This window comes from Cycloclasticus zancles 78-ME, from assembly GCF_000442595.1.
GTDB lineage: Bacteria > Pseudomonadota > Gammaproteobacteria > Methylococcales > Cycloclasticaceae > Cycloclasticus > Cycloclasticus pugetii.
The window spans coordinates 17,040-42,347 of sequence record NC_021918.1; the positions used below are offsets into that span (position 1 = coordinate 17,040).

Annotated in this window: 31 protein-coding genes and 1 pseudogene; 10 read left to right on the forward strand and 22 right to left on the reverse strand. The window is 53.1% G+C overall.

Annotated elements, in window-relative coordinates; all coding sequences use genetic code 11:
* Nucleotide 1 precedes the first annotated feature (1 nt).
* The 5 genes from CYCME_RS12645 to CYCME_RS12665 are packed head-to-tail and all read left to right on the forward strand — an operon-like array spanning nt 2 to nt 1,898.
* Nucleotides 2–427, forward strand: coding sequence for an OmpA family protein (locus tag CYCME_RS12645; protein WP_020933253.1), 426 nt, complete (start codon nt 2–4; stop codon nt 425–427).
* Between the two features lie 18 nt (nt 428–445).
* Nucleotides 446–715, forward strand: a complete 270-nt coding sequence (locus tag CYCME_RS12650) for a hypothetical protein (RefSeq protein ID WP_014579500.1) — start codon at nt 446–448, stop codon at nt 713–715.
* Nucleotides 716–739: 24 nt separating this feature from the next.
* The gene (locus tag CYCME_RS12655) at nt 740–994 is read left to right on the forward strand and encodes a hypothetical protein (RefSeq protein ID WP_020933254.1); all 255 of its coding nucleotides are present in this window, start codon (nt 740–742) and stop codon (nt 992–994) included.
* 4 nt (nt 995–998) lie between these two features.
* Nucleotides 999–1,508, forward strand: coding sequence for a hypothetical protein (locus CYCME_RS12660; protein ID WP_020933255.1), 510 nt, complete (start codon nt 999–1,001; stop codon nt 1,506–1,508).
* Between the two features lie 6 nt (nt 1,509–1,514).
* On the forward strand, nt 1,515–1,898 hold the full coding sequence (locus tag CYCME_RS12665; RefSeq protein ID WP_041933077.1) for a helix-turn-helix domain-containing protein: 384 nt from the start codon (nt 1,515–1,517) through the stop codon (nt 1,896–1,898).
* A gap of 20 nt (nt 1,899–1,918) precedes the next feature.
* Here CYCME_RS12665 and CYCME_RS12670 read toward each other — a convergent pair whose 3' ends face one another.
* Together CYCME_RS12670 and CYCME_RS12675 are read right to left on the reverse strand one after the other, a co-directional pair.
* Nucleotides 1,919–2,542, reverse strand: coding sequence for a recombinase family protein (locus CYCME_RS12670; RefSeq protein WP_020933257.1), 624 nt, complete (start codon nt 2,540–2,542; stop codon nt 1,919–1,921).
* Between the two features lie 8 nt (nt 2,543–2,550).
* Complete coding sequence (locus CYCME_RS12675; protein ID WP_020933258.1) at nt 2,551–2,823, reverse strand: hypothetical protein; 273 nt, start codon at nt 2,821–2,823, stop codon at nt 2,551–2,553.
* Between the two features lie 2 nt (nt 2,824–2,825).
* Here CYCME_RS12675 and CYCME_RS12680 point away from each other — a divergent pair, with 2 nt between their 5' ends.
* Nucleotides 2,826–3,179 carry a hypothetical protein gene (locus CYCME_RS12680; RefSeq protein WP_020933259.1) on the forward strand — a complete coding sequence of 118 codons (354 nt, stop codon included), beginning with the start codon at nt 2,826–2,828 and terminating at the stop codon, nt 3,177–3,179.
* Nucleotides 3,180–3,204: 25 nt separating this feature from the next.
* Nucleotides 3,205–4,053 carry a 3'-5' exonuclease gene (locus CYCME_RS12685; RefSeq protein WP_223253255.1) on the forward strand — a complete coding sequence of 283 codons (849 nt, stop codon included), beginning with the start codon at nt 3,205–3,207 and terminating at the stop codon, nt 4,051–4,053.
* Between the two features lie 206 nt (nt 4,054–4,259).
* On the opposite strand, the gene CYCME_RS12690 is transcribed toward CYCME_RS12685, so the two are convergent.
* The 8 genes and pseudogenes from CYCME_RS12690 to traJ all read right to left on the reverse strand — a co-directional run bounded on the left by CYCME_RS12690 (nt 4,260) and on the right by traJ (nt 15,164).
* Nucleotides 4,260–4,514 carry a hypothetical protein gene (locus CYCME_RS12690; RefSeq protein WP_014579491.1) on the reverse strand — a complete coding sequence of 85 codons (255 nt, stop codon included), beginning with the start codon at nt 4,512–4,514 and terminating at the stop codon, nt 4,260–4,262.
* Nucleotides 4,515–4,529: 15 nt separating this feature from the next.
* Nucleotides 4,530–7,691 carry a zincin-like metallopeptidase domain-containing protein gene (locus CYCME_RS12695; protein WP_020933261.1) on the reverse strand — a complete coding sequence of 1,054 codons (3,162 nt, stop codon included), beginning with the start codon at nt 7,689–7,691 and terminating at the stop codon, nt 4,530–4,532.
* A gap of 36 nt (nt 7,692–7,727) precedes the next feature.
* Nucleotides 7,728–7,937: pseudogene (locus CYCME_RS12700) on the reverse strand (conjugal transfer protein TraD); the annotation flags it as partial.
* Between the two features lie 5 nt (nt 7,938–7,942).
* Nucleotides 7,943–10,003, reverse strand: coding sequence for a DNA topoisomerase III (locus CYCME_RS12705; protein ID WP_020933262.1), 2,061 nt, complete (start codon nt 10,001–10,003; stop codon nt 7,943–7,945).
* Nucleotides 10,004–10,017: 14 nt separating this feature from the next.
* A complete protein-coding gene (traF, locus tag CYCME_RS12710) occupies nt 10,018–10,554 on the reverse strand; it encodes a conjugative transfer signal peptidase TraF (RefSeq protein WP_020933263.1) in 537 nt (178 codons plus the stop codon).
* The gene (locus CYCME_RS12715) at nt 10,551–12,458 is read right to left on the reverse strand and encodes a type IV secretory system conjugative DNA transfer family protein (protein WP_020933264.1); all 1,908 of its coding nucleotides are present in this window, start codon (nt 12,456–12,458) and stop codon (nt 10,551–10,553) included. Before CYCME_RS12715 ends, traF begins: the two co-directional genes overlap by 4 nt.
* Complete coding sequence (gene traI, locus CYCME_RS12720; protein ID WP_041933078.1) at nt 12,455–14,743, reverse strand: TraI/MobA(P) family conjugative relaxase; 2,289 nt, start codon at nt 14,741–14,743, stop codon at nt 12,455–12,457. Before traI ends, CYCME_RS12715 begins: the two co-directional genes overlap by 4 nt.
* A 31-nt stretch (nt 14,744–14,774) precedes the next feature.
* A complete protein-coding gene (gene traJ / locus CYCME_RS12725) occupies nt 14,775–15,164 on the reverse strand; it encodes a conjugal transfer transcriptional regulator TraJ (protein WP_020933266.1) in 390 nt (129 codons plus the stop codon).
* Nucleotides 15,165–15,506: 342 nt separating this feature from the next.
* On the opposite strand from traJ, the gene CYCME_RS12730 reads away from it, so the two are divergent.
* From CYCME_RS12730 to CYCME_RS12740, 3 genes are read left to right on the forward strand one after another with little or no spacing between them, the layout of a single operon-like run.
* Complete coding sequence (locus CYCME_RS12730) at nt 15,507–15,932, forward strand: TraK family protein (RefSeq protein ID WP_020933267.1); 426 nt, start codon at nt 15,507–15,509, stop codon at nt 15,930–15,932.
* Nucleotides 15,932–16,657, forward strand: a complete 726-nt coding sequence (locus tag CYCME_RS12735) for an ArsA-related P-loop ATPase (RefSeq protein ID WP_020933268.1) — start codon at nt 15,932–15,934, stop codon at nt 16,655–16,657. The genes CYCME_RS12730 and CYCME_RS12735 overlap by 1 nt, the downstream gene beginning before the upstream one ends.
* Nucleotides 16,657–17,094, forward strand: a complete 438-nt coding sequence (locus tag CYCME_RS12740) for a conjugal transfer protein TraM (protein WP_020933269.1) — start codon at nt 16,657–16,659, stop codon at nt 17,092–17,094. The genes CYCME_RS12735 and CYCME_RS12740 overlap by 1 nt, the downstream gene beginning before the upstream one ends.
* A 50-nt stretch (nt 17,095–17,144) precedes the next feature.
* On the opposite strand, the gene CYCME_RS12745 is transcribed toward CYCME_RS12740, so the two are convergent.
* From CYCME_RS12745 to CYCME_RS12795, 12 genes are all read right to left on the reverse strand, one after another.
* Complete coding sequence (locus tag CYCME_RS12745; RefSeq protein ID WP_223253253.1) at nt 17,145–18,389, reverse strand: phosphoribosyltransferase; 1,245 nt, start codon at nt 18,387–18,389, stop codon at nt 17,145–17,147.
* Nucleotides 18,390–18,494: 105 nt separating this feature from the next.
* Nucleotides 18,495–18,839, reverse strand: coding sequence for an IncP plasmid survival protein KfrB (gene kfrB, locus CYCME_RS12750; RefSeq protein WP_020933271.1), 345 nt, complete (start codon nt 18,837–18,839; stop codon nt 18,495–18,497).
* 161 nt (nt 18,840–19,000) lie between these two features.
* A complete protein-coding gene (locus CYCME_RS12755) occupies nt 19,001–20,032 on the reverse strand; it encodes a DNA-binding protein (RefSeq protein ID WP_020933272.1) in 1,032 nt (343 codons plus the stop codon).
* 142 nt (nt 20,033–20,174) lie between these two features.
* Complete coding sequence (locus CYCME_RS13110) at nt 20,175–20,318, reverse strand: hypothetical protein (protein ID WP_020933273.1); 144 nt, start codon at nt 20,316–20,318, stop codon at nt 20,175–20,177.
* Nucleotides 20,319–20,397: 79 nt separating this feature from the next.
* The gene (locus tag CYCME_RS12760) at nt 20,398–21,414 is read right to left on the reverse strand and encodes a ParB/RepB/Spo0J family partition protein (protein WP_020933274.1); all 1,017 of its coding nucleotides are present in this window, start codon (nt 21,412–21,414) and stop codon (nt 20,398–20,400) included.
* Nucleotides 21,411–22,169 (reverse strand): ParA family protein, encoded by a 759-nt coding sequence (locus CYCME_RS12765; RefSeq protein WP_020933275.1) that lies wholly within the window; start codon nt 22,167–22,169, stop codon nt 21,411–21,413. The genes CYCME_RS12760 and CYCME_RS12765 overlap by 4 nt, the downstream gene beginning before the upstream one ends.
* Nucleotides 22,169–22,465: a transcriptional regulator KorA gene (locus tag CYCME_RS12770; protein WP_020933276.1), complete on the reverse strand. Its 297-nt coding sequence runs from the start codon at nt 22,463–22,465 to the stop codon at nt 22,169–22,171. The genes CYCME_RS12765 and CYCME_RS12770 overlap by 1 nt, the downstream gene beginning before the upstream one ends.
* A 118-nt stretch (nt 22,466–22,583) precedes the next feature.
* Nucleotides 22,584–22,928: a KleE stable inheritance protein gene (gene kleE / locus CYCME_RS12775; RefSeq protein ID WP_020933277.1), complete on the reverse strand. Its 345-nt coding sequence runs from the start codon at nt 22,926–22,928 to the stop codon at nt 22,584–22,586.
* Between the two features lie 133 nt (nt 22,929–23,061).
* Nucleotides 23,062–23,298, reverse strand: coding sequence for a stable inheritance protein KleA (kleA, locus tag CYCME_RS12780; RefSeq protein WP_020933278.1), 237 nt, complete (start codon nt 23,296–23,298; stop codon nt 23,062–23,064).
* 154 nt (nt 23,299–23,452) lie between these two features.
* Complete coding sequence (locus CYCME_RS12785) at nt 23,453–23,701, reverse strand: hypothetical protein (RefSeq protein WP_020933279.1); 249 nt, start codon at nt 23,699–23,701, stop codon at nt 23,453–23,455.
* Nucleotides 23,694–24,770, reverse strand: a complete 1,077-nt coding sequence (locus CYCME_RS12790) for a hypothetical protein (protein WP_020933280.1) — start codon at nt 24,768–24,770, stop codon at nt 23,694–23,696. The genes CYCME_RS12785 and CYCME_RS12790 overlap by 8 nt, the downstream gene beginning before the upstream one ends.
* 40 nt (nt 24,771–24,810) lie before the next feature.
* Nucleotides 24,811–25,245 carry an antirestriction protein gene (locus tag CYCME_RS12795; protein WP_020933281.1) on the reverse strand — a complete coding sequence of 145 codons (435 nt, stop codon included), beginning with the start codon at nt 25,243–25,245 and terminating at the stop codon, nt 24,811–24,813.
* Nucleotides 25,246–25,308: the final 63 nt, after the last annotated feature.

Below are 25,308 nucleotides of genomic sequence, written 5' to 3' on the forward strand. Positions count from 1 at the left end.
CATGCGTAAATCACTTTGCACACTTCTAACTATTGGCTGTTTAGCCTTCACTGGTTCGACATTGGCCGCCTCGAACGACTACCGCGAACCAGTATCAAGCACTCTTTCAGTTTCTTTTGCTGACAGCAGCACCACTTTTCAACCAGGCCCAACAAATGCCGTTCTTCTGGAAGCGGCCAGGGACGCATCCCTGGTCACTATCAATGGCCGTACCAGCACAACCCGCCCAAGCAAAAGGGATGAAAGGCTGGCTTTGGCTCGCGCTGTTTCTGCCCGTGATTACCTGGTTGCTCACGGCGTTTCGCCGCTCAAGATAATGATCAACTACGTGTCTGCGGCTGACTTCGTGGCCGACAACGGGACGCCAGAAGGGCGGTATTTAAACCAGCGCGTAGACATTCAAATGATCTACGTTCCAATGTACTGAAAATAAGGATTGAACATCATGGCTGCACTTAATCAGACCAAAGAATTGCTTTCTATCGTCAGCAACCAAAAGGGCGGGGTTATTCCCGGATGGATGGCAAAGGATGCCTCTAAAAAGCTCGATGGCGACCAACCCAACACTGAGCGGGCCGAGGCTGTTATTAAGAAGCTGAACGAAAGCGAAAACCACCCAGCTTTAGCGGCTAAAGTTCGGGAGGCTGAAAAAGAGATTTCACAGCACAAGAAACTGAACCAGGACAAACCGCAAAAGCGCGGTATGCGAATGTAATACACCAGGGAATAGGGGGCTGATATGAGAATACCCACGCCAGAAGAGACAAGGAACGCTCTCGCACCAGAACAAATTGCGCTCTATGAAAAAATAGGCCAGCAACTCCAGCAGTCACACGGTGAAACCCCGCCAGGGTTTCACTTGACTGGATGGCTCTGGAAAAACATGGCCGAGGCTGAGCGAATTGGCTGGAGTGAATCTTTTATTATGGAATTGTTGGACCCTTCTTATATCCGCTTGCTAAATGATTTAAAGAAAGGAATCGACTGGAGATAACACCATGAATGACAAATTAAGCCAGGCAATACAAATCGGCGCTGCAATCAATGGCCGTATTTATGATCTGGTTGCACTATTTATGAAATTTGCCATTGTTCGCCCGGCAGTAGTTTTATTTATTTTTGCCCTGGCGTCCATTGCCATAAATGGCGGCTTTCATCAATCAAGTAAATCGGTTATTGAAACGGTAGTAAGCCTGGTTGAGCTTGGCCCTGCCCAGCAGGGTTATATCAACTTGGAATCCTGCGCCGATGACAAGCCCGCTGCATCAACTGACACCATGCCTGCGCCGACCACTTGCACTAATGTAGTAACAGAGGCGGTGCCGGTCGATCTGCTTGCCGGGCAGTTCGTCAAATTAATGCTAACCTGCTACCTGGTAGCGGTGGTGTTTGGCTTTGTGTTTTCTTTCTTCTTCTTCTCGCGCCCGCTTCGTATCGCAGACGTTCGGGTACTTGGTACGGCAAGACTTGCCGAAGGTGCCACTAAAATCGACAACAAGGCCAATTAGTCCAGGATGCCGATAACAAAGCGATGCCAGTTCACCGATGGAGAGATTAAAAATGCTTATGAAGAAGCCGGGAGCCTTTCCGGCATGGCTGAACGTCTCAATATCACATACCCCACGGCTGCGACGTGGGCACACGAACTAGGATTAACCCTGAAAAACCAAGGGTACAATAAGCCTGCATTGGAAATAACTGGTTTGCAGTGCCGCCATGCTCGGGAATACCTTGGGTTAACGCGGGATGTGTTCTGCGCTCAATCTAACGTAAGTAAAACGGCTATCCGCGAGTTTGAACTAGGAAATTCAACCTTGCGCAAAGGAAACATGGACAAAGTAATGGAATTATTTAAGCGTTACCGCGTCACCTTTAATTCCGATGGTACGTTTGAATAAAGCCCCTTCGCGGGGCTTTTTTATTGGTCCTTTTCCTTCTGGTGTTTTGCCCAAACAAGTTTAACCTGGCTTTCACTGCAACCGGCCAGCCGTGCAGTTTCCGCAATTGTATGGTTTGGCCGTAGCTTAACAATAAGCTCATTCCTTTTTTCATCAGGTTTCCGGCCCTTGTATTTACCTCTTTTTTTAGCCTGGCTAATACCCTGCTTCTGGCGTTCCCTGCGGTCCTCGTAATCATCGCGGGCCATCTGCAAGGATAGTTTTAAAAGCAATTCCTGGACGGCCTCCAGGACGACCCTGGAAACGCCTTCGGCCCCGGCTACAAGGTCGGATAGATCAACAATACCAGGAACGGCCAACATAGCCCCTTTGCCTTGTATCGTGGCAATCAGGCGCTCAGCCTCTGGCAGTGGTAGGCGGCTGATTCGGTCGATCTTTTCCGCAATCACCACGTCCCCAGGTTGCAAGTCCTCGATCATGCGCAGCAGTTCGGGGCGATCTGCTCGCGCCCCTGACGCTTTCTCTCGATACACACCGGCCACGTAGTAACCGGCAGCCTTAGCGTTCTGAATAAGCCCTTCCTGGCGTTCCAGGTCTTGCGAGTCGCTACTGACTCGCATGTAAATTCGGGCATTCTGTGTCATGCTCTTTTTCACTCCTGGTTCTCTGCAATCAAGTTAACCAAGTCCTGGTCTGGTGTTTCGTCCAGGCAATCCATTAGCTCATACCAAAGGCTGGCCGGGCACACTTCTTTTGCCATTGCTTCCAGTTCTGTGCGTTCCATTTTTCTTTTGCTCCCGATATAGTCAATTTGGGTATACTCTATTTGACTATTATAAACCGATAGGCCAATATAGACAATCAGCAACTCTATTTGGCTAGTATTTTTTAGCCAACCCAAATTAACCAAAAGAAAGGAAGCCATTTATGAAATTGAAACTTATTACCGCTTGCGTCGTTGCTCTAACCGTTTTGTCAGGCTGCGGGATTATCGAAAAACAGGTTGCCAGCGAAGAAAGCCTGCAACAAAAGGCGTCGTTCGCCATCGGCACGCAGCCAAGCAACATTTCAATTACCAACGTGCAGTCTGGACTTGAAAAAATCACTTTCGATGCCGAAGCAAATGGCTCGCAATATAGCTGCTACTACACAACGGTAATCGCGGTGAAGTCAGACGCCATCTGTAAGAAAATGGGTGCACAGACTGACCCTAAACCGACAACGGAAGAAAGCCCGGGCGAGTGTAATGCGCTCCTAAAAGCTGCCGGTCGTTGTGAGTAATTGAGTTAAGTCTATGGACAAAAGCATGGAAGAGCTGGAAACGGCCAGGGCCGAAGCCCTCGAAAAAGATCAGTGCTTTTCAAAAGGCCGCCTTCGGGACGAATTTAGAATGAAACCCAAGCCCGACGCCGAGCCTGTCACGTTCTATAAGAACGGTTACGGCGGCAAGTTTGGGGTTTATAAAATATCCGATTGCGTCCCCATGAAGGCACGTAGCACCAAGCCGCCGAGCGAAAAGCAAAAGCGTGCTAGGGCGATTCTGGCCGTCAAAGCGAAGCTGAACAGCAAGGAAGCTAAAACCTCCAGCAAGGCGGTACGGTGGCTTGATGAAACCCCGCTTTTCCTGGACACCGAGACAACCGGCCTCGATGACCAGGCGCAAATCATTGAGCTGGCTATCAGCGACGCCCAGGGAACCATTTTGCTTGAAACGAAATTGCGGCCATCTGTGTCGATAGACCCGGAAGCCGAGGACGTACACGGCCTAACAATTGAATTTCTAGCGAACGCACCAACCTGGCCGGAAGTATCGGACCAGGTGCGAAAAATCCTCTGTGGTCGCGCTCTGGTTATCTTCAATGCTGATTTTGATACGCGCATGTTCCGGCAAACGGCGGCTGCTTATGGTGAGCCGGTCGAATGGGTTAGCGAACTAAAAACGCATTGTGCGATGTATCTGGCTGCCGATGCGTTTGGACCGACTAACCGGCATGGTTCAATCTCTTTGGCTGATGCGGTAGATTTTGCCGGGGTAACTTGGCGGGGGGCAGCTCATGGGGCTGTTGCAGACACTTTAGCTACGGTTGACCTGGTGCAAGCGATCGGAAATATCAGGCGTAACCTGGAAACCGAGCTGGCCGCCCTGGAAGAATGAAAAAGCCCCGCACTAGGCGGGGCTTTTTGTTACCGGCTCCGGCTCTTCGTCCTGTTCTGCACGGTATCGACAACTTTGGCATCAGGGTAATCCTTCTGAATCTCTTTCAGGGACTGCCCCGAAAATAAGCCTATCCACTCCCCATCCTTTTTAACTGCTGAGTCGATAGGCTTGGCCGCTCTCGATGATCGTATTTCGTATCGCATCTATACCCCTCCATTAATATAAGTTTTAAGCTCTTTTTTGCGTTTTCTACATTCCTTCATCTGTGCGGCAAACTCTTTGCGCGTAATGTCTCGATTTTTTAGGGACATTTTTAGCAAATCAATATCCTGTCGCAGCTCGTTTTCATTTATATGCGAGTAATGCCACGGGGCCACCCCTGTCGCTGCTGCCTCTGATATTGCTTCTTCGCCATACCCTTCCGCCCTCATGTCATGTAAATAATCCCAATCGCTCATATGTCACTACCTCTCTTAATAACCAATACGGGCCGACCGCTTTTGTTTATGAACTTGTTGTTCTGCCTGTTTCTGCTCACGCTTTCGTTCCGCTTCTTGGACAGCTTTGCCAACGGTAGCCCTTACCTGGCGTTCAACTCCTTCACGGCCAAGGCTGCTCTTGGTAGCCAGGTCGTTGAAGTCGGTGTGCTTCTTCATGTGATCTAGGGCGGCCAACTGTTCCTTGCTGAGCAAGGCTTTCTGTAGGTCTGCCTTGCGTTCTTCCGGGGCCGTCTCCAGGGCCTTAGATGCTCGCAAGTGTTCCCGGTAGCTTTGGGGAGTGATCGGGGCAACGCCAGCCGGATACTCTGCCTCTCCTGGAGCAAAAACCGGGAAGGCTGCCTTACCGCCGACCACTTTGGCCGCTTCCTGTGCTTTCGTCTTGCCTGGGTTCGTTCCTTGGGTCAGCTCCTGGTGTCGATCATCGTCACCAAGGACCACAACAGGCTTGTCAGGGAACTTGTCATGCAGGGCCTTCGCTACATTGGGAAGGTTGCCGGAATCGAACGCGGCCACGGTAGCAAACCCCAATGCCTCGGCATTGGTCGCGGCGGTCGCATAGCCTTCCTGAAGGACCAGGGCCGGGGCAGCTTCCAAGGACTTCATATCGCCGCCGACGATATGAAAACAACCTTCCTTGCGTGAATCCTTGGCGAAACGCTTGGTGCCGTCCTCCTGGATATATTGCATGGTCCACTGTTTGCCGTTCTCGTCGTGCGCCGGAATGTAGGTCTTTTTGCCTTCGGCATCGGTTAGAACGCCAGGATGGGGCTGGATGCCCTTATTTTGCATGTACGGCGTCTGTTCGGTGACTGGCATCAAGTTGGCCGTCTGCTTGCTGACGCGCTCCGCTGTGGCTTCCTGGGCCTGCTCCAGCTCTGCCGCTCTAGCTGCCAGCTTCTCGGCTGCTTCTGCTTGGAGCTTGGCTTTCTCTGCTGGATCGAGCGAATACCCCTTAGACTTCCATTTCATATCAACGCCGGTACGGTTGTTGGAAATGTAACCGGCAGGGTGGCCGTCAAGGTGGCCGACATAGAAACCAGCTCGCTCGCCTTTCTTGTCTCCTTCTACAGATACCCGGTGTTTTTTACCGTCCATGATTGGATGATCACCACTGACAACACAGCCCAATGACTTCATGGCTTCCGCAAACTCTTCGCGGGGTGACATGGCCGGGCCTTGTTGGCTCTTGACGTTATCAGGCATCCAGCGGCTTAGGCGTTCCATATCGCCTTTAGGGCCGACATACCAAGACTTGGCCGCTTTATCCCACTGTGCCCCGGCTGCCTTCGCAGCGCCGCGCTCACCATACGGCACAGCCAGGTATTGCTTTTGCTGTCCTGCGGTTTGAGTCTGGCCTTGTTCCTGCTGCGGGCGTTGTTGCGCCGTGGCTTCCTGAGCGGCCCCTTGGGACCATTTGGCAAAGGGGGCAGTGTCTACGCCAGGCGGAACAAACCAGGACTGCTGTTGACGGTCCCAGCGTGCTCCGAGGCCCTTTGCTTCGTCTTTCTCGCGGTATGGGACATTGATATAGGTTCGCTCCTGCTTCTCTGGCTCTGCCTGAACCTGCTGGCTGTCCTTCGCCTGCTGGGTCTGCTGCCGTTCGTGTTCGGCAATACGGCGCTGCATATCGCTGTCATTGAGCGTGGCCGTTGCTTCTGCGGTCTTGCGAGCTTCTTTAGCCGCTGAAATGTCGTCGTCTGTGCTGTTCGGGTCCAGGCGCACGCGAACTTCATTCACCCTAGACAGCTTGGCCGCCTGTTCGTGCTCGTTGGTTTCGGACAGTGCATCAACCAGCCCTAGCAGGTTCGCCAGCTCGTCGGCTTGGTTCTGGCTATTGAGATCCGCAACCCATTGGTGCATCCCGTTTTCATGCTGAGCATAAACGCCCCAAAACTCGGGTTCACGGCCAACAGCGTGCGCGGGTTCTACGAACTGCTCCCCGCCATCCTCGATAACCACGTTACCTTGAACCTGAACAGCTCCGTTCCAGTCTGCCGGTAAGTCAAAGCCGAGCATCTGCCGTGCTGTTTCTTCAAATGCCTGGGCGTCCATTTCTCCGGCAGCCAGGCGGCGACGTTCGTTAGCAACCTGGTTGATTGCCTGGGAATCTTCTTGTGATAGCGCGGAAAGCAACTGATCGCGCATCTGTTGGTTATTGGTGGGTAATTGCATCCCGGCCTCCTGTGTTTGCTCCGGGGCGGCCTCCAGCTTCTGCGTTTGGGCCTGGTCTTGCTCCTGGACTAACTTTTGTTCAAATGCCAAAACATAGTTCGACATTTTCTCTGCATCAGACGTTGCGCGGAAAATCTCCAGCGGGTCATCCTGGAGCGCCTTAATCCAGGAACCGACATAAGCGGCGTGCTGTTCTGGATCGTGACCAATTCCCAACTCGTCCCCCATGATCAGGCTAAAACACTCAGCCTTTAGCTCTTCCTTGGCGTACCCTTCCGATCCGAAAGGATGGGCCATATCTCGGTCAAGCCGTGAGCTGTGGCCGGTCCAGTGTCCCAACTCATGCAGGGCGGTCGCATAGTAGTTATCTGCGGTCGGGAACTGCTCTTTATCCGGTAAATGTATGCTATCGGTCGCAGGTCGATAGAAAGCCCTGTCATGCTCGCCGTGGCGAATATCAGCGGCTGACGCCTTCAAAATATGTTCGGCTCTCTCTACTGCGTCCCAGGTCTGCGTTTTCTCTTTCTGCTCCAGAGGCGGCATACCGTCGATTTGCTCGCCGTTGAAAACGGTCGCAAAGAACACGCGGGGGCGCTCCAGCATGACGGTTTCTTTCACCGGCTTGCCTTGTCCATCCAGGACAGGCTTGCCGTTGTCATCGAGCTTGTTTTGTTCCTCGGAAAACTTCCAATACTGAACCGGCGTCCCCTTCTCGCCTTTGCGAACCTGGGCACCTGTTGCTTTGGCTTGCTTATAAGTCAGCCAACGGTTATCACCATGTCCTTGGGACATTAGGTGAATAGCGTTGATACCTTTGTAACGCTTGCCGGTTGTTGGGTTCATCGGCATGAAGCCTTGGGAACCAGGTTCCCAAGGTTTTTGCCAAGGTGCGGTGCCTGCTTTGAGTTGTTCAATCAGGTTTTCCGCTACTGTTTCGTGAAATGGTTTTTTCTCGGCAGCCATCGGTTAGCCCTCCTTGTCGTCCTCTGGCACTGTCGCGTCTACCAGGTCCGCGTCACTTTCGGCGGCGTCCTCTTCTGACAGTGCATCCTCAACAAACGCCCCTACGGTTTCGGCTTCTTCCGGGTCAAACTCGGTTTGGTAGCCAGGGGTCATTGCGTCATCCAGCTTTTCGCGCAAGGCTTCGGCTGCATTCGCCTGGTCGTCAAAAGTGCTTTGTTCCAGGTTGTCATTGGTCTGTGTAGTCATGGGTATTACTCCTTGTCGGTATTGTTGCGTCCCTTGTTGTAGTTGGGACGGCCTTTAACATCGGGATAGGTCTGCTTACAGGTCGGGTAATTGGAACAACCCCACCAAAAGTGACCTTTCTTTTTTGGAAGCGGACGACGAGATAAGCCAGCGCCGCAAGACATGCACTTGAATACATCGGAAACCGGGGCTGCCTCTTTGCCACCTGCAATTGCAACCGCGCCGTCATTAGCTTTAGCAACCTGGTCCCTAATGAAAGCCTCTTGCTTGGCAATGAAAGCGGCTAGATCGGCTTTGCCAGACTCGACGCTTTGCAGCATTCGTTCATAAAGGGAAGTCAACACAGGGCTTTTAACCACTTCCGGCAGGGCATCAATCATGCTGCGCCCCAGGGTTGTACTGATAATTTGCTTGCCCTTAGTCTCCAGGTACTCGCGTCGCTTCAATTCGGAAATAATCGAGGCCCGCGTTGCTTCGGTGCCAATCCCGTCACCTTCGCGCAGCATCTTCTTGTGCTCTGGTTCGGTGACAAAACGGTGAATGTTGACCATTGCAGTGATTAACGTACCTTCGGTGAATCGAGCCGGGGGCTTCGTCTTGGCGTCCCTTCTCGCGGCTTGGCCGCAAGTAACCGCGTCACCTTGACCCATCCTAGGCAGTGACTGACTTTCGTCGTCCTGGTCGCTGTCGTCTTCGTCTGAGTTGTCTAAGTACACGTCATGCCAGCCACTTTTCGTGACAACCTTGCCTTTCGCGCTGAACCTCTCGCCTTCAACATCGACGGCAACGGTCGTGCTCATAAACTCATGGATCGGGTAGAACTGCGCCAGGTATGCCCGCACTACCAGGTCATAGATATTGCGCTCTTTGTCATTGAGCTTGTTTAAATCGCCCTTATGCATCGTCGGGATAATCCCGTGGTGGGCCGATACCTTCTTGTCGTTCCAGGTACGGGACCGAATACTGGTATCCGCTCCGTCAACAATTGACGCCAGACCGGGATTAACTGCTTTAACCGCAGCCAGTACGTCCGGGGCATCTGCAAACTGAGATTCCGGCAGATAAGCACAATCGGTTCGCGGGTAGGTGGTCAGCTTGTGTGTTTCGTACAAAGACTGACAGGTTTTAAGTGCGTCCTCGGCGCTGTAACCGAAGCGCTTGGACGCTAGGGCGGTCATGTCGGAAAGACTGAACGTCAGCGGGTGATTTTGCTTTTTGGCTTCCTGCTTATATTCGCTGATTGAGCCAGGCTTTCCGGTGAGTGATTCAACCAGGGCATTCGCAACGGCAGTGTCTACAAGTCTACCTTCAGCATCGAGGCCCGCTTGATCTTCCTTGGCCTTCCAGCTCGCCCAAAATGCTCCATTCGGGTGCTGAATTTCGGCGCGAATAGTGTGGAACGGCACAGCCTTGAATGACTCAATTTCACGGTCTCTAGTGACGACTAGGGCCAAGGTAGGGGTTTGCACTCTCCCAACCGTTAACAAGGCCCTAGAGCCGCCCCGCTGCGCTCTCAGTGTGTACGCTCGGGACAGGTTCATACCAATGAGCCAATCAGCTTTTCCGCGCCCTTCGGCAGCGTTTGCAAAGCCGTGGTACTCCTTGTTGTCCTTCATGTTCGCCAGCGCTCGTTTAACAGATACCGAGTCAATAGCGTTCGACCAATAACGGATCACCGGCTTTTTGTTGTTGAAATGCTCCAGCAGTTCATCAACCAATAGTTGGCCTTCGCGGTCGGGGTCGCCAGCGTTCACGATTTGCGACGCGGATTTAAGCAGCCCGCCGATAACTCGAACCTGTTTCTTGGCGTCATCCTTGGGCCTTAAAATCCATTCATCGGGGATAATTGGCAGTTCATCAACACGCCAAATTTTGCGCCCCTTATCATTCGTGGGTACATCATCAGGGGTGTATTCATCCGGCCCCGCTTGCTCCAGCATGTGGCCGAAACACCAGGTAACTTTGTCGCCCCCACATTCAATGTAACCGTCACCCTTTCCGGTAACGCCCAGCTCGGCGGCAATGGCTTTTGCAACCGAGGGTTTTTCTGCAATAAATAGTTTCATGGTGGTTCCCTCCCCTACCAAGTAATAACTGGACGAATAACGCTCTTAACTTGTGAACGACTGACTGGCCCGAAGTAGCGACCATCAAATGAGGTATCGCTTACATCAGACATAAGCAGCAGCTCAGAGCTGCCGAGTGTGTATTGATTAGATTGGTAGCGCGGCAGCTCGCGGCCATCGAGGTCGGCCTTAATGGGCTTACTGTGCGGTAACAGCTCACCATCAACGGAAACGCCGTTATCCGTGACCGTTACCGTATCGCCTTTAGCGGCTAAAATTCGCTTCATCATGTAGCCGTAATCACCAGGGCAGAAACCTCCAGCGATATAGTCACGATCCTTGGCTGTGGCAAAAACCCCAACGTCCGGGGGACAAAACAGGACATAGGCCCCTTTTTCAATAGGGGCGTCAGTTGTCCAGTAAAGCCCTACCGGAATGCTCTTGGTGGTGTTGATACGCGCCCCGGCTGCGTAGCTAATGGCAGCAGCCGACATTGCAGCAACACCGGCAATGGCTACCCCTGCATAAATGCTTTTCAGGCTGATTTTCATATTGTCACGCCCTCCCCTTCTGGCTCCTCAACAATGCGCAGCTTGTCGCTGATTTTTGGGGCATCGACGCTTGCGCGAGCCTGAAAAACAGGGTCTTTGAAGTAAAGCGGCTGCTTGCCATAAACGGCGGGATAACCGGCAACGTAAATCACCATGTCACCGGCCTTTTCAATGTCACCGGCTGCATTCTTGGTAGGCCCTGGCATACGCAAACATTCATCAGGGGTGAGCAATGGGCGCTGCACTTCTTGAATGGTGCGAGAAACCTGGCCGAGCATGGCCGACGTTCGGCGGCCACTGGTAGTGATCTGCTCTTTGACAACGGTGGTTTGCCCGGTCAGGCGTGACAGGTGTTCCGCTGTTTCAATTCGGTTCGGCGGGTAAGCATTCTGAACGTGGCAGTTAGACGTTATGGTTTCGTCTGGACCATAGCCAGTTTCACGGCTTTTAAGCTGGTTCAAATCCTGGCAAATTAGGTAACACTTGATGCCATAACCCGCAACAAATGCCAGCGACTCTTGCAGAATCTCCAATTTACCCAGGCTCGGGAACTCGTCCAGCATAGCCAGCAAGCGGTGCTTGTAGTGTGCAACCGGACGCCCTTTCTCAAACGACATTTCATCAGCCAAAAGGCGAATAATCATATTGGTCAGCACGCGCACCAGGGGACGCAAGCGGGCCTTGTCGTTCGGTTGAGTCACAATATACAAACTCACCGGGTCATCGTTGTTCATCAGGTCTTTGATACGGAACTCAGACTTGCTTACATTGCGAGCAACCACCGGGTCACGGTACAAGGCCAGGTATGACTTGGCCGTTGAAAGCACGGAACCGCCTTCCTCTTCTGGTCGGTCCATCATGTCGCGGGCAGCGGAGCCAACCGCTGGATGATTTTGGCCGTCAACGTGGCCGTAAGTCGCCATTTCCATCCAAAGTTCGCCAGTGTCGCGCTCTGGATCGGCCAGCATTGCATCAACTACAGGCAGGCTTGCCGGGGTGCCTTCGTTCTTCGCTTTGTAAAGCGCATGAAGAATGACGCCAACCAATAGGGCGTAAGATGTTTTCTGCCAATGCGAATCCATACCCTTGCCATCAGGGTCAACAATAAGCGTCGCCAGGTTCTGCACGTCCCCAACTTCGTATTCTGTTGCGATCCTGATTTCATCAAGGGGATTCCAGCAGACACCGCCATTACTGGATGCTGGTTCAAACCGCAGCACCTTGTTTTTGGCGTGCTTTTGCCTCCACCCTGCGGTCAAGGCCCATAGTTCCCCTTTCAGGTCGGTTATGACGCTACTCTGAGGCCATGAAAGCAAGGTAGGAACAACCAAGCCGACGCCCTTACCCGAACGGGTTGGGGCATACGTCAAAACGTGCTCAGGCCCATTGTGTCGCAGATAAAAAAAGTTACCGTCTTTATCTTCCCAGCCGCCGACATAAACGCCGGTTGAAGTCGCTGGGTCTTTGCCCGTTACTACTTCCAAGGCTGTACGACCACGCGGCAGCAAGCCCGCCGCCTGAATATCTTTCTTCTCAGCCCACCGGGCCGAACCGTGCAGATATTCACTGGCTTTGGAGCTGTTCGACGTGACCACCTTGGCAATGGCAACACCCAGCAGGCCAACGGTCGTGACAACCATGCCGATACTACCGGAACGCATGAACTCGTCGGGATAGATGCTGTACCAGTCACCGGCCCAGCTCAGAATTGACCAGGGCGCATAAACATGACTGATATGGCTACCAAGGTTGTCCTGGTAATTAAATGTGTAAGCGAAAAACTGCGTTGCCGCTTGCAAGCCACCAAGTACGGATACTGCGCCTAGGGCTGGCAATAGACGTTGTTTCTTCGGTTTTCGGTCCCGTACTTGCGGACCAACTGCGTTGTTTATTTTTGGCTTCATCTGCTCCTTCCTTTTGATCTTTTGAGCGAACCTTGCGGAGTGACTGTCACGGCTTCACCGATACGAACGCGCTTCATTCGTTGCGCCGTGGCCTTGTCGATTGGCAGTACTAAGACTTCATCCCCGCGATTTAATAGGGCCAATGACTGCCCCTGAACATTCCTAATGCCGCCGTGAGTAACCGCACCATCCTGATTAGTATATCGTGAATGCTTCGGTATATCGAAACCTTTTAGGCGCTTAGCCTCCCGCTCGGCAATGTATTTATCTGCTGCGCTGGTCTGATCTGGCGTTATTCCTCCTGACCCAGAAACTCCCCATCGCAGTTGGTTATCTGGTTTGGCTCCTTGGTGCTCCAGCTCACCAGGTGCATTACCCGGCAAAAGCACTTCACCTCCTCGGGCGAAGCGAACCACACCGAGTGAGGACAGCGTTCGCAGACGGTTTTTTGCGAAGGACGGCGGTTTTCCTCCAATGCGCCCAACGTGGGGCTTGTTGAGGATAGGGCGGCTTCCATTTCCGGCGTCATTTCGACGGCCTGCGTTGGTGCTTCCGGTGCTGACTGACTGCCCGCGTCCTCGCTGGCTGTCTCCGGCTCTGCCTGTTGTTGCTGCTCGACTGTCTGCGGTTCCTCTTCCTCTTCCGTTGTCGTCGGCAGGTCCCCGCTCAACGCGGCCATTGCTGCGTCTATTAGCTCGTCCTCGCTCATTTCCTCTTCCGGCTTGTTCGTTTCGTCGGTCATGACTGTTCTCCTGTTGCAATAGCTGCTGCCTGCGGCGCTCCAGGCCCGCATCAGCAAAAGTGATTGGTAAGTTTGAAGTGGCGGCGGCAACGATCACCTGGGCTTTAAATCGAGGTGAACCAGTAACCGTGATCCGGTTGCCATATCGTTCCATTGCCATGCGCAAGGCTTCGGTCACTGCGTCACCAGTGGCAGCCCTGGAAACCTGCAACTTGTCGCCATCATCCCGGACGGCACCGCTGCCCGTGCGGAAAATGATGGTGCCTTTCTTAGTGATATTGTCCGTAACAGAGGCATGTCCCGGCTTCGCACCGCCTTCCCCCTTGATGGTGTCACCCTGGAGTCCTTTGGCTTGCTCTCGCGCCCGCAACGCCTCTAGCGCCTTTTTGTCGCCGTCGAGCGCCTGCTGTTTCAGCCAATCCGCCCAAGCTCGCCGCTTGTACTGTTCGTACAGCTCCTGACGCTCTCTCTTGTGCTCCTTGTTGATCGACTGAATTTCATCTTTCAGCGCCTTGTGGGCTTGTGCGTACAGTATTTTTTTGGAAAGGCGATCCCCGCCCATTAGCTTTATAGCCGAACGGCGCAGACGATTGGACCGCTTCGCGGCTTCTATCCGCCGATCCTTTTTCCCCCTGGCGTTATTCCATTCAACCTTACGCGCAGCGGTCAGGTTCTTTTGTTCTTCCTGATACCTGGCGTACAACTCGGTTGTGTTGACCTTGAAGCGAGTGGGGCGCTTGTCATATCGACGCTTTGCTTTCCTCTCGGCTTGCGCCGCTGTTTCTTCAAAAGCCCCAAGTCGTGATTCCAGCTTTGACTTGGATAAGTCACGGGCGACGGTACTAGCCTTAACTTGGGTTCCGTCCTCAGACTCAATGACAAAGCCATTGGCTCGCTGGCGAATATCTAAACCGTTATCACCCATAACCTGGTGAAGCTCTTCCCAGGTCTTGGCCGTGCGGATTTCTTCCAGGCACTCTCGCTTAATCCAGCTCACCAGGCTTTCAATACCCGCGTGTTGCTCCATATCATTCGCCCGACCTTGGGAAAGGGTCCGTGCGGACTTATGGTTAACACGCTGCAATCCATGCTCTTCTTCCAGCATTTCGCACATATCAGCCAATTTTTTATAAGACTGGTACGGCTCGTGAATAGTGTTTCTGGTCGGGTGTATTTTGTTGATGGCTATATGAATGTGCATGTGATCAGTGTCGTGATGAACGGCACTAACACGTTGATGCTCACCAAACCCCAAACCCGCACAAAGCCTTTCCTCAATGTCTTTCAAAACGGCCTCTGACGGGTTTTCTCCTGGAGGAAACCCAACAATCAGGTGAAAGGTTTTATCGCCCTCAGCGCGCGTATTGAGCTGCTGAGTAGCCAAAACCTCACCTATAACCGCCTGCATGGTGTCAGCCTCGCAGTTGGTCGCATTCACCAAACCAAGGCGCTCGGTTTTGCTTTGCTCGTCAGTGACGTATTTCACCAACCCAGCAAAGTCGGATTTTTTCAGCGAGCGCATGGGGACGTGCTTTGCAATCAAAGGCCACCCCCTGGAGTTTTAGCCGCTAAAATCATGACTCCGACCTCGGCATAACCACCTTGGTCATAACCTTGCCCATTTCCTCCTGTGTCGCCTCGATTTTGCTGAGCACAGCAAGGATTGTTGACTGGCCGAACTGAGCCGTTCGCACGTCATCTGTTAACCAAAGCTTCAACAGCCCACCCAAGCGACCAAGATCTCCATTTATGCGGGCCAGCTCCCGCACCTGCTCAAAATCGACCACGCCCTTAATCTGGTAGCCCTGACCAACTTCGCGCAGATACCGCGCCGCACTCATACCAGCACGCTCCGCCTGCGCTTCAATCCGCAGCTTCTCTTCGGGCAAGCAGTACACCTTGATTGGCGGACTGCTCTTCCGCGTCACCTTCTTTTCCTTGTCTGTCTCTATCTCATTACTCATTGATTGCACCTCTCCAACCGGCGGCAGCCGGTAGCCTCGCAGAGCAAGATGCCCCGTTGAGCGCCCCCGGCGCGAATAAGGGTGAGTGAAGTAGGAGCCGCCAACTTGTTGGTGGGCCTACTTCACCCATCTTGCCCGCCTTACGGCGTTGTTTACACCAAGGAAAGTGTACACCAGCCATTGTGTTTTACCATGTTTTTCGTTGAAAAATTGCGGATATATCGTAAAATGCGCTAAAGTAAAGGCATAACAGAAGAAACCCGCATGTTTCCTTGCATCAAAACGGCGCTTTACACGATAGAATGCACAGAAATACACAGGTTTACGTTTACAGGTTGATAAATGGGAAAATTCACTGACGGGCTGGAAAAGTGGGTCCAGGAGCGCGACAAGCGGCAAAAAAAGAGACGGCAGGACGCATCTGCCGTTGAATTTTTAGCCGTGAAAAAGGATGTGACCGAAGCGATAGAAGCGGGCTATTCACTCAAGACAATTTGGGAATACCTAAGAGAAGGCGGAAAGTTACGGTCTACTTACGAGACATTCCGCCGACACGTAAAACGCTTTATCAAATCCGCACCAAAGGACCAAGCGACTTTAGCCGCTAAAAATGAGACTGGCACTCCTGCTTCTGAAAAACAGCAAACCGACAACAAGCCGGAAGCTGCACCAAAGGCGGAAAAAACCGAGGTCAGAGGAAAAGAAAAGCTGCCCGGCACTGGCGGCTTTAACTATCAAGCAAAACCTAACAAAGAGGATTTAATCTAATGGCAAAAGTACATCTTGTTTTGCAAGGAAAAGGCGGTGTCGGAAAATCTATGATTTCCGCCGTTATCGCTCAATACAAAGCTAGCAAAGGTCAATCGCCTGTGTGCATTGATACCGACCCGGTGAATGCCAGCTTTGAAAGCTACAAATCACTGAACGTCAAGCATCTTAATATTCTGCAAAACGATGAGATCAACAGTAGAGCTTTTGACACTCTCATTGAAATGATAGCGGCAAGTGAAGATGATGTGATTATTGATAATGGGGCCAGCTCGTTCGTCCCTTTGACACACTACCTAATCTCGAATGAGGTTCCCGCGTTATTGCAAGAAATGGGGCATGAAGTTGTCCTTCACACAGTCATCGCCGGCAGTTCATCGCTTTTGGATACGGTCAACGGATTTTCTCAGCTCGCCAGCCAATTCCCTGCTGAATCACTATTTGTTGTATGGCTAAACCCATTCCTCGGGCCTATCGAACTCCAGGGCAAGAAGTTTGAGCAGATGAAAGCCTACACAAACAACAAAGAGCGAGTTACAGCCATTATTGACCTTCCAAGACTCAAAGAAGAAACCTATGGCCGCGACTTCTCAGAAATGCTCGAAAACCGCCAGACGTTTGCCGAAGCCTTGGAAGATGAATCTCTAACAATCATGACCAGGCAACGCCTCAAGATCGTTCGCGGCCAAGTGTTCGGACTGTTGGATAATGCGGCGGTGCTGTGATGGCCGATAAGATCGAGGAAACCATAAAGGAAATCGCGGCCAAACACGGCATAGCCGTGGGCCGCGATGACCCTATCTTGATCCTGCAAACCATCAATGACCGACTAATGCAGGAAAGCACTGCTGCCCAGCAAGCCAACCTGGACGCCTTTAAAAGCGAGCTGGAAGAAATCGCGCATCGGTGGGGGGATGATGCGAAAAACAAAGCAGAAAGGACGCTGAACGCCGCTCTGGCGGCCAGTAAAGAGGCAATGGCCGCAACCATCAAAGAAAACGCCAAGGCAACGGCAGCAGCGGCCAGGCAGCAAGTAGAAGAGGCCATTACCCAGGAACTCAAGCCCTCGATCCGGGAAGCCCGCAGGGTGTCTTATATGAATTTGATTGCGGCTGGAATGGCTGTTTTCGCGGCGGGCCTTGCGTTATGGGCGTCATGGTAGAGGTGTTACAACAAGATAAAGAAAAGCCCGGCCATGCCGGGCTTTATTGTTTATTGAGGAGGTCTATTCAACCCAAGGGATAAACCCCTGCTTTTCTCTTGGGTTTGCTTCTTCTCCTGCTCCTGTTTCTTCATTAAGGCTTGGTGTTGCCGCTCGGCCTGCTTCATTGAATCCCAATCCGCAGCCAGCTCGGGGTTCTCTGCCCGCATCTTCCTGGTCGCCAGCTCTTCAACACGCGGCGAATGCAACCCCATACCTTCCTTAATTTCCCGGACTGTCTCCAGGCGAGCATGAAGCGTCTGGAGCCTACCTTGCTGTTGCGCCTGGGAAGCCTGCCAGGCTTTCCGGGTTCCAGGCATAGACAGAAAACCGGGGCGGTTTGATTGCGTTTGTTGCAATCGAGCTTGCTGCCGGTTGATCAAGTTTTCTAGCCGATCCTCAATGCTTTCAACCTGGTCATGTTTGGCCTGGACATACATGGCAAGGGTTTCTTGATAGCCCTGCTCAACGGACGCCCCTTCAATCATGGCCTGCTGTTCGACTTCCAACCCCTCAGCAGACGAAACTAGACTTTCTCCGGTTAGACCCGAACGCCCCGCGCTTTTTGAGCGCGGCGGCGCTTCAACTCGGTTCGCGCCCAATCGCTCGATGCCTTCATGTCTTGCCGCAGTGATTCTTTCTCTGATTGCGTCAACGGTCTTGGCTGATTTGAGGTGTCCAGCTTCACCTTGTGTGAGTTTGTCGGTTCCATAACCAAACGTCTCCTGCCAAAATTGATTCATACTCGGGCCGTGCTTATTTTCAATGGCTGCCAACATGGAAGGCTTAACCGGCAGGTTAAGCGCCCCTTCATGCGCAGTCATCACCGAAGCAGCGACAACTTTGCCGCCTCGATTCTCCACATAGCCCCGCAAAGAGGCGACCGTTCCCCCCATTGTCAAAGTGTCGTCAACAACCAGGTACTTTTGCCCCTGTTTAACGTCACCCTCGAATGTAGGATTGAACGCCAGGCGATGGTCTGCGCCGGTATCAGTTCGACCTACCTTGTCGCTCTGGATTATCCCCAGCTCAACATCAAGGCCCAACCGATCCGCAAGCGCCTCGGCCATTGCCAACGGTATTTTGTTGTTACCAGCCGCCTCAACGGCCAAAACTGGCAACACCAGGGGCTTGCTGTCCCCCATTTGCTCCCTGATCTTCTCCACCGTTTCATCGGTGAGAAGCCTATCTACTAGCTCGATAGCAGCAGGCATGTCGCCAGACTTGGCTGCCTGGTACTCGGGTTCGTTTTTCAACGCTCCCAAGTCTCCATTCCTTATCACTTGAGGAAAATCGTCCCAAGGGGCACGCTCCCCGATTCCTAGCTTACTCAAAGGCACCTCCCGTTTTAGCCGCTAAAACTATCGGGAGCGTCCTCTGCTGAGTTTGACAGCCTGGGCGACTAATGCCTTGCCCTGGGCGTCGTAGCTAATGCTTTTTGCACTCCCAATATCAGGTACTATATCGAAATCTGACTTAGAGTGCATGACAAAGTTTTTGCCTATCTGCTGGTATATTTTGTTGTTATCGGCATGAACAATCACGCCATCATGGCGCTGTGACTTATCGGCTTCCTTAGCCATGTAAAGGTTGTATATGCCGGGCTTCAACGCTCCGGCCTTATCAACCTTTTGATTAGCCCATGCGCCACCCTGGTCGGTCTGAACGATCCGCTGGCCGTTCATAACCAAAAGGCGTTGCTTCATTTGCGGCGCTCCTTTGTGTTTTCTTCTACTGCTACTGGTTGCAAAGTCCCCGCCCACAAAAAAGCCGACCTCGGCAACCAAACGAGGCCGGCTTGCATTCTGGCTGGGAAAATCTGTCAAGGATGCCTTTAATAGTACGGTAAAAAACCCGATTTATCAGGTTATTTCTGCGAACCGTCGCCCTTCTCCCCGCGTGAAAGCGCAATTTCTAGCCCTTCAACACGTCCGCGCAGTGCCGCCGCTTCCTCTCTGGCCGTCGCCACCGCCGCCAGGGCAGAATCGCGCTCCGCACCTGCTTTCTCGACTTCACCTGTCAATACAGCAAGTTTTTCCTCGGCTTGCGCCTGTTTGGACTCCAGGGAAGAGTTGACGGCAGCCAGTCGCTCAGCCTCGGCCTGTGCGGCTGCTTTGGCCTCCTGGGCACTCTCCAGCGCCTGACTGTGCTGCGCTCGCAGCGCCTCGACTTGCTCCTGGTACTCTTTAGCCGCTTGCTTCGCATCGGCTTGAGATTGTGCCAACTCTGTCTTGTGATCCTTGGCCGCCTGCTTTGCATCAGCCTGGGCTTGTGCCAGCTCGGCTTTATGGGTGTCGGCTGCTTTCGCTGCGGCCTCCTGGACACGTTCCAGCGCCTGACGGTTCTTGTCTGCCTCCTGGTGCGCCCGATCCAGTTCGGAACGCAAGTCATTGGCTCGCCGCTCCATTTCACCACTACGGGCCTCGGCGGTAGTGGCTCGCTCGGTGGCCGTGGTCAGCTTGCCTTTCAAGTCGTCCACTTCTGCCCGCAACTCCTGGGCCACGCCCTCCAGGCTCGCAACCTGATTGCGCGAGTCGTCCAGGTCTGCCGATAGCTGATCTGCCAGTTCGACAGCCTCAAGTCTGGAAGCCTCCATTTCCAACCGGGCCGCTTCCAAGCCTTCGCGCTCACTAGCAAGGCGACCGTTCGCCAGCTCCAGGGCAACACCCCAAATCTCAGCCCCAACCTCTGACAACTTATCCATAACGCCAGGAGGGGGCGGCTCTTGAATCGGCGTATTGTCGGCAGCCTTGGCCGCTCTCCATTCCTTCATCGCTTCACTGATCGTGGTGTAACTGCCGCCGTCTAGGGCCTTGCGTACCGCTGCAAGGGTAGGGTTTTGACCGGCTGCGTCCATCTCGTCGGCCACCTGAAAAATCTGCTCTTTGCTGATTGCCATAATGCTCGCCCTCTGTAGTATGTTGTATTGTGTATAATACTACAACATACTACAAAAACAAGCAAGGATACATTTCGTGCAGGCAAAAAAAGCCCCGCAAAAGCGGGGCAGGGTGGGTGTGGTTCATGGCCGTGTCACGCTGTCACGCGGCAGCTTCGGCCCTCTGTAAGTGATCGAGGACGTGCGCCAGGTCGGCCATTGTCATCAAGGGAAGGGTAAATGATTTCTTTTGCTCCAGGGCGGCGCGAATCCGGCCTGCAATCATGATACAATCGTTGCTGCTCATCGCTAGTACCTCTCAACTGGTTAGCGTGGGTTACGCCCTGGATACGGTTGCCGCCGTGCCCAGGGCTTTCTTTTTGGGGTTAAGCTCCGTCCATCAAGGCCATCAGCTCAACCGTTCCAAGGTCCGCTTCAAACTCGTGGCCGTCGTCCTCGTATTTGATCCAGGCCCAGCCCTCAGTAGTAGGGCGACGATTAAGCATCAGTCGGCCCATACGCTCGTCATGCTTGACCATGATAATCGCTTTTTTCAGCTTGTCCGGGTCTTGCTCCTTCGGCTCCTTCTTCGCCGGGGCTTCGTCCTCTTCCTGGTCGTCGTCGCCTTCGGCATCAGTCTGGCCGGTGAAAGCATCCACGGTGTTCGGGTCGCGTTCCTCGTCCTCATGCTTGCGCTTGTCGTCCAGGTACTCACGCAGCAGCTTCACCGATCCGCGTGTTATCTCCTGCTCGTCGTCGGCCAGCCAGGCAACAACTTCGTCCGGGTTCTTCTTGTAAGCCTTAACCAGCTCGTTAATCACAGTCACGTCATTAACGCGGCCAGTGTTGAATGCCTCAGCAATCGGTTCCGGCAGGTCCAGCAAGGTAACGTGCTGGCTCACGAATGCAGCGGATTTGCCGATAGCTGCCGCAATGTCCCCTTTCTTAACGTCCTTAGCCAGTTCGCGGCCAATATAGTCGGCAATCTCGCGGGCCGTCAGCTCGTTGCGTTGCAGGTTTTCAATCACCTGGTCCGCTTCGTTGTAATCGTTGTCGATAAACGCCGGGATAGTCTCTTTTTCAGCGATACGGCTACCACGAAACCGGCGAGCGCCGTGGTTGATGATGAAGCGGCCCGGCTCGTCCTGGTTCTCTCGCACTGAAATCGGCGTTTTAACGCCTCGATGGCGAATGGTTGCGGCCAGCTCTTCCAGGCTCGATTTTGAAAAGCCCGGATTATCCTCTGTGCGTGGCTGGTTTGGATCTTCATCTATCAGGTCCAAGGCCAAGGCCAGGGGGCCAGCGCCGCCCTTCGTGTTTTCGGGGTCATTCAGAAGCCCGGACAGGTCGCCAATACCCTCCAGCCCCAGCCCCTCCATTTTCTGTTCTTTTTGCGCGCTCATGCGGTGATCTCCATTTTTGTAAACACAAGGTCAGCCAGGGCGCGAACTTCTTTCGCGGCTTTTCTGGCAGCCGTTTTTTTGATTTTCCAGACCGGTACACCGGAAGCGAGTGCATCCGCTATGCTGCTACGCAGGCCGATTGTGGTAGGAAGCATAAGTTGTGGAAATGCCTGCTGGAGCTGTTCCAGGTGGCGACCGTGGCGGGGGTTTCGTCCGTCTACCTTGCTCGGCACCATGCCCAAAAATTGCAGCTTAGGGTTAGCCTTCCGCACGTTCATTATGGCCGCGTTCATCTTCTTGATGCCTTGAATTGAATAGGCTTCCAGCTCGATAGGGGACAGGACATAATCCGCCGCAATCAGCGCAGCGGCCATACTTACCCCCAGGGAAGGGGCCGTGTCGATCAAGCACACGTCAAAGCCTTGTTCTGCCAAGCTGGCAATGCCAGCTCTAAAATGCTCACCCGCACGACTCAGTGACATGGCTTCCATGTTTGCCAGGGCAGCGTCAGATTCAATAAGAGCCATGCCGGGCGCGTCCTCTCCGTTTACAACGTCAAACGGGCCACCATTAAAAAAATTGCTTGCTACAACGCCTGTGCGGAACTCCTGGAGCGTATAAGAGGCGTTACCCTGTGTATCCAGGTCGATCACGGCCACCTTTTTGCCGCGTTCGTAGAAGTCAAACGCCAGATGCACCAAGGTTGATGTTTTGCCAACGCCGCCTTTTTGGTTTGCCGTGACCAGTGTTTTCATTACGTGTCCCTTTTCTTCTTGGCGTCCTCCGCCCATTTCTTGACGATGAACGCTTGATGTTCCGGCAGTATTGCCGTGACTCGCTCGAACCCCTCCGGCGTCAGCGCCTTGTGAGCGTCCCAAATTCTCTTGACGGCCTGATTGACCGCGCCTTTTGTCACTCCCAATAACGCCACGAACTCGGCTTGAGTTTTCCCCTCCACCAATACGCCATGCGCTATTTCGAGCGTTTGTTGTCCGACTCCCAAGCCTTTGATTGCAGCTTGAAATTGAGACTCCGTTAGTTGTTTCTTCATGGATTACACCCATACCAACCCCACACCCTAGTTATTGACTGAATAGCGGTGACAGCCGCCGAATACAATAAAAGTATAGCTATACTTTAGGGTCAGGTCAACACTTTAGCGGCTAAAATTAAACGCCTTTGGGTTTAAATACCGACACAAAATAAGTGAGAACGGTCAGTACGGCAAAATGAGCTAGGAACGTCCAGCCAGCGCTTACCGCTGGATCATCCCAGTAGTACACAGCCCGGACACCCTGAAAGAAAACGTCGATAGAGATAACCCATTTAAGCAACGGCCACACCAGGACAACACCAATCCACACCCAGCGCAGAATAGCCGCCAGAAATCCCCCGCCTTTCTTCGGGTTGCTCTGCGGCTTGCAAGGCTGTTGCTTGGCCTGTGCTTTTGGTTGCGGCGGCCCTGAATCAGTAGGGCCAGCTTTCGGAAACTTGATAATATTTGACTTTGACATATTCTTGACCCTCCACGCCTTCCGTGCTCCAATTGTCTATTGCTCTGCAAATAGGGCCACACCCTAGAGAGCATTGGTTTCGGTGTGACAGCGCCGGGCCAAGCGCCCCGGTCTAGGCCGGGGCGTTTCCTTCCTAAAAGCCAGCCCGGTGTTTTGCCTGTTCTACGGCCTCAATCGACCATTCCCCTTTGGCGTCACTTTCCAGTTTAAGACTGGCAAAATAAGCCTCTTCACGCAGCTTGCCCGCCCGTTGCTCCAGTTCCTGAGCTTCTGCCATCTTGTCCGCAATCGAGTCACGGCGAGTGGTAAAGTCAGTAGCGGCCACGTTCGGCAAGGCATCGACCCAAGACATAATTTTGCTATTCGTCATCGGAAATTCTCCGGTTGTTGACCTGGGCGGTGTGCCCGGCCTTCACTTAATATATTAGGGCATTTTGCCCTAGCTTGTCAAGCGAATATTTCGTTTTATCGAAACATTTTAGCCGCTAAAATTCAAGCTCAATACCTTCTCTTGGCGTTCAATCTTATTTCCAAATCTGACCAAGCCCCGCGAAATCGCAGAGCAGCGCCCAATTTGCATAAGAAATATTTGTGTCCTCTCCAGTCCAGCGGCGAACCGTTCGGCCTCCACCTTCACCAAGCCCTAATGACTTAGCTGCAACGCTGGCACTAAACCCAGCCATACGCAGAACCTCGCGCACTTCTTCACCAGTTGGATGCGACCACTTTTCAGCAGGGCGCAGGCACTCAAGTCGAATATTCGGCTCACTCATTGTTTGTTTCTCCTGTATCTATTACGGGGCGCAACTGATCAAAACTGTAGATCGAATGCACCGATTTAGGGTCATACTGGACAACGCGCCGACCGTTACGATTGATACGGTACTTTGTAGGCTCGTCGTCGTGCGCCCATACCTGGGAAGAGTAGGGGGACAATTTCGTAATAATCACGAATTTACCTATATCTTTCTCAAATACAGGATGATGGACGCTGATAACTTGGCATCGCTGCCCAAGCTCAAATCGTTTTATTTCTTCCTTGGCGTTCATTTTCGCGGCTTTAGCCGCTTTTGGTTTTACGGCCTTCGGCTCTATTTCTGACACCACCTCTGTCGGCTTCTCCGCCTCGATCTTTGCTTGTGCTTCCTTGGCCCACTTCCGCGCAATAAATGCCTTCTGTGCGGGCAGCACAACGTCAACAAGGGCATAACCAGGGGGTATGTCCAGGGTCGCCGGAGAACGTCGCGCAGGAGGCTCCAGAGAAGCCAGAACGGCGGGAAGGGGGGACCGAGCAAGCCGGTCTCTGTCATTCGTTCTAATTTCTGGCCGTTTATCTTTGAGGTAATCGGCAAGTATATCTTTTGCCGCCTCTTCCACTGTCGAGCCAAACCGCAGGCCGTCGAAGTGGGACCGATACCCTGTTTCTGATATAAACCAAGCGTCCAGGTCTACCGCGTAAAAAGAAAAATGAGCGGTTCCCTGGCTGCCAAGACTGCCGAACTCGACCAGAACGCGCATACCATCGACAACAACAACAAACGCCCCTTTTTGGCCCCATTTTGGAACCGTCCCGGTATCAGCCTGACAATAGTTTTCAATCACGTTACCAGGTGAATCAGAATCCGCATTGCAACCAAAGAAGGTGCCACCGTTCATTTTCCAGATAACCGCCTCGTACCGTGCCATAGCCTCCACAGCTCTTTCTGCATCATCGACCAATACAGCACCGTGCAGGTCATTCACGGTCCCAGCAGCCAAGTCCAGCAACGCGCTTTGTTCGTCGGGCATCGAGGCGGCCAGCTTCGCCGCTTGCTCGTCTCGTTCGTCTCTCTTATCCATCATCGCCACACGATGGCCCCAGCTTGCGCCGGGGCCTCTCCTATCAGTCGATAGCGCCAAGGATCGCAGCGGCTTCCGCGTGATCAAGGGCGTACTCTCTCAGGAAGTGATAGCGGTCAATCAGAGCGTCACCATCGGCGCTGCCCTGAGCTTCGGCTGCAAGGTGTCCAAATGCGAACAACGTGGCTACGATACCCGCCGCGTCAGCCGACATGGAGCCAGAAAACCAGTTACCGGCAACCTCCAGGTGCATTTCGGTATCAATCGCAGGGGCCATGTAATAGCCACCATTCGATAGGGTATAGAAGTGCCAGAACGCGCCTTTGTAGTCCTGGGAAAGATTACCCATGTAACCCAGCACCAGGGCTTCACCGCGCATCATGCGAGCTTCACCAAATGCAGCAGGGTAAAACCCCATGCGGTTATCTTCTGCGACCAGGGAAGCAGTAACAGGGGTGTAATCGGTTGTATCAGTCATCGGAAATTCTCCGGTTGTGGACCTTGGCAACATGCCCGGCCTTCGATGTATATAATAGGGCAT

Bases quoted from the DNA above. Each gene is read 5' to 3' on its own strand.
- CYCME_RS12645 (WP_020933253.1), top strand. From the start codon at position 2: ATGCGTAAATCACTTTGCACACTTCTAACTATTGGCTGTTTAGCCTTC.
- CYCME_RS12650 (WP_014579500.1), top strand. From the start codon at position 446: ATGGCTGCACTTAATCAGACCAAAGAATTGCTTTCTATCGTCAGCAAC.
- CYCME_RS12655 (WP_020933254.1), top strand. From the start codon at position 740: ATGAGAATACCCACGCCAGAAGAGACAAGGAACGCTCTCGCACCAGAA.
- CYCME_RS12660 (WP_020933255.1), top strand. From the start codon at position 999: ATGAATGACAAATTAAGCCAGGCAATACAAATCGGCGCTGCAATCAAT.
- CYCME_RS12665 (WP_041933077.1), top strand. From the start codon at position 1,515: ATGCCGATAACAAAGCGATGCCAGTTCACCGATGGAGAGATTAAAAAT.
- CYCME_RS12670 (WP_020933257.1), bottom strand. From the start codon at position 2,542: ATGACACAGAATGCCCGAATTTACATGCGAGTCAGTAGCGACTCGCAA.
- CYCME_RS12675 (WP_020933258.1), bottom strand. From the start codon at position 2,823: ATGGCTTCCTTTCTTTTGGTTAATTTGGGTTGGCTAAAAAATACTAGC.
- CYCME_RS12680 (WP_020933259.1), top strand. From the start codon at position 2,826: ATGAAATTGAAACTTATTACCGCTTGCGTCGTTGCTCTAACCGTTTTG.
- CYCME_RS12685 (WP_223253255.1), top strand. From the start codon at position 3,205: ATGGAAGAGCTGGAAACGGCCAGGGCCGAAGCCCTCGAAAAAGATCAG.
- CYCME_RS12690 (WP_014579491.1), bottom strand. From the start codon at position 4,514: ATGAGCGATTGGGATTATTTACATGACATGAGGGCGGAAGGGTATGGC.
- CYCME_RS12695 (WP_020933261.1), bottom strand. From the start codon at position 7,691: ATGGCTGCCGAGAAAAAACCATTTCACGAAACAGTAGCGGAAAACCTG.
- CYCME_RS12705 (WP_020933262.1), bottom strand. From the start codon at position 10,003: ATGAAACTATTTATTGCAGAAAAACCCTCGGTTGCAAAAGCCATTGCC.
- traF (WP_020933263.1), bottom strand. From the start codon at position 10,554: ATGAAAATCAGCCTGAAAAGCATTTATGCAGGGGTAGCCATTGCCGGT.
- CYCME_RS12715 (WP_020933264.1), bottom strand. From the start codon at position 12,458: ATGAAGCCAAAAATAAACAACGCAGTTGGTCCGCAAGTACGGGACCGA.
- traJ (WP_020933266.1), bottom strand. From the start codon at position 15,164: ATGAGTAATGAGATAGAGACAGACAAGGAAAAGAAGGTGACGCGGAAG.
- CYCME_RS12730 (WP_020933267.1), top strand. From the start codon at position 15,507: ATGGGAAAATTCACTGACGGGCTGGAAAAGTGGGTCCAGGAGCGCGAC.
- CYCME_RS12735 (WP_020933268.1), top strand. From the start codon at position 15,932: ATGGCAAAAGTACATCTTGTTTTGCAAGGAAAAGGCGGTGTCGGAAAA.
- CYCME_RS12740 (WP_020933269.1), top strand. From the start codon at position 16,657: ATGGCCGATAAGATCGAGGAAACCATAAAGGAAATCGCGGCCAAACAC.
- kfrB (WP_020933271.1), bottom strand. From the start codon at position 18,839: ATGAAGCAACGCCTTTTGGTTATGAACGGCCAGCGGATCGTTCAGACC.
- CYCME_RS12755 (WP_020933272.1), bottom strand. From the start codon at position 20,032: ATGGCAATCAGCAAAGAGCAGATTTTTCAGGTGGCCGACGAGATGGAC.
- CYCME_RS13110 (WP_020933273.1), bottom strand. From the start codon at position 20,318: ATGAGCAGCAACGATTGTATCATGATTGCAGGCCGGATTCGCGCCGCC.
- CYCME_RS12760 (WP_020933274.1), bottom strand. From the start codon at position 21,414: ATGAGCGCGCAAAAAGAACAGAAAATGGAGGGGCTGGGGCTGGAGGGT.
- CYCME_RS12765 (WP_020933275.1), bottom strand. From the start codon at position 22,169: ATGAAAACACTGGTCACGGCAAACCAAAAAGGCGGCGTTGGCAAAACA.
- CYCME_RS12770 (WP_020933276.1), bottom strand. From the start codon at position 22,465: ATGAAGAAACAACTAACGGAGTCTCAATTTCAAGCTGCAATCAAAGGC.
- kleE (WP_020933277.1), bottom strand. From the start codon at position 22,928: ATGTCAAAGTCAAATATTATCAAGTTTCCGAAAGCTGGCCCTACTGAT.
- kleA (WP_020933278.1), bottom strand. From the start codon at position 23,298: ATGACGAATAGCAAAATTATGTCTTGGGTCGATGCCTTGCCGAACGTG.
- CYCME_RS12785 (WP_020933279.1), bottom strand. From the start codon at position 23,701: ATGAGTGAGCCGAATATTCGACTTGAGTGCCTGCGCCCTGCTGAAAAG.
- CYCME_RS12790 (WP_020933280.1), bottom strand. From the start codon at position 24,770: ATGATGGATAAGAGAGACGAACGAGACGAGCAAGCGGCGAAGCTGGCC.
- CYCME_RS12795 (WP_020933281.1), bottom strand. From the start codon at position 25,245: ATGACTGATACAACCGATTACACCCCTGTTACTGCTTCCCTGGTCGCA.